This window comes from Eudoraea sp. (genome assembly GCF_049665975.1).
GTDB lineage: Bacteria > Bacteroidota > Bacteroidia > Flavobacteriales > Flavobacteriaceae > Eudoraea.
In genome coordinates, this window is record NZ_JBATGR010000262.1 from 1 (window position 1) to 1,548 (window position 1,548).

At 39.3% G+C, this 1,548-nt stretch carries 2 protein-coding genes; both read right to left on the minus strand.

Translation table 11 applies throughout. The features are described 5' to 3' along the window. Positions 1-433, minus strand: a 433-nt coding sequence (locus tag WBN20_RS09505; protein WP_424281506.1) for an SMP-30/gluconolactonase/LRE family protein, incomplete at its 3' end; no start/stop codon positions are given. 13 nt (positions 434-446) lie between these two features. Beyond that, a complete protein-coding gene (locus WBN20_RS09510; RefSeq protein WP_424281507.1) occupies positions 447-1,292 on the minus strand; it encodes a fumarylacetoacetate hydrolase family protein in 846 nt (281 codons plus the stop codon). Positions 1,293-1,548: the final 256 nt, after the last annotated feature.

The following is a 1,548-nucleotide window of genomic DNA, read 5'->3' on the forward strand; positions in this document are numbered from 1 at the left end:
TGCTTGTGTTTTTAATTTGAAGTGTCTCATTCAATTTATGGTCTACCTTAAAAAGGTTGCCATATTCCGGCTTTAGGTTTTTGTGCATAGTACCTATCCAGAGGTTACCGCCGGGGTCACATTTACCATCGTTAAACCTTAAATTTCGATCGGAGTTTTCCAGGATAGCAAGGCGCTTGAGTTCATTGGTCCGATAATTAAAGGAGGCAATGCCAGTCTCCATCGCCAAAAGCAACTTGCCCGCACTAACCGGGATTACCGCACCTATCATTTCATCAAAACCCCATTCAGTATTCTTAGCGGTATTTATGTCATACCTATGAAGGACCCCCTCCTCTATATCAACCCAAAATAGCTGCCCAGATTCATCATCCCAAAAGGGACCTTCTCCAAGAGTTGCCTTTGCATCATAAACAAGATTTGCTTTCTGCACTCTCAATAAATATTTAAATCATTCTTTGTTTCTGAGCACCAAGCCCTTCAATGCTTAACTCAACCAAATCTCCTTTAGCAAGGTAAGATGGTGGATCCAAGCCTATACCAACTCCGGCAGGCGTTCCGGTAGAAATTAAGTCGCCAGCTTCAAGAAGCATAAATTGGGACAGGTAATATACAATAAAGGCCGGCCTGAAGATCATAAACGAGGTATTGCCATTTTGCCTTAATACCGAATTTACCGACAAAGTCATTTTAAGATTATCGAGCTCTCCTAGTTCATCCGGAGTTGCAAGGTAGGGGCCAACCGGACTAAATCCGGGGCATGATTTACCTTTAATCCACTGCCCTCCTTTTTCCAATTGAAATGACCTTTCAGACAAATCATTTATAACGCAATATCCGGCAATAGCTTCGGCGGCCTCCACCTCATCTTTAAGGTAGAGTACATTTTTATTCAGAACCACCCCAAGCTCTACTTCATAATCTGTTTTGACAGAATTTTTTGGAATAGACACATCATCATAGGGGCCACTTAATGTGTTGGTAGCTTTTCCAAAAATAATGGGTTCTTCAGGAATGGCCATATTAGATTCCGCAGCATGTTCAGAATAATTAAGGCCTATACACATAATCATTCCTGGCCTGCTAATACAGGCTGCATGTCTTACAGAATCTGGAACTTCCTTCAAACCAGCAGCATTAGACGCCAGGTACTTCTCAAGTTTTTGTAATCCGTTATTTTGAAAAAAGTTTCTATCCCAATCACTGAATTCTTCGGAGCAGTCTAGTCTTTTGCCCTGATGCAGAACACCGGGCTTTTCTTTTTCTTTTTCACCAAAGCGTATTAGTTTCATAGTTGGTTGTATTTAAAATTCGGCCAAAATTTAATCAAATAAGAAATATTTTTTAGCCTTTTCTATGGTTTTATAAATATAGTAAACCAGATTAACCTCAACGTATTAATATAATTGAAAAAAAAACTCACAATCATCAGGGACTACTGTATGTTTTAAAAACAAGGTAATAAAATCCCGGAGATTACTATTCTTTAAGGTGTAAGAATGAGGTAAAACAGGAAAACCAAGACTGCTTTAAGCAGCTACTTTAAGA

Coding starts and splice junctions, on each gene's coding strand:
- WBN20_RS09510 (WP_424281507.1), bottom strand. CDS start 1,292: ATGAAACTAATACGCTTTGGTGAAAAAGAAAAAGAAAAGCCCGGTGTT.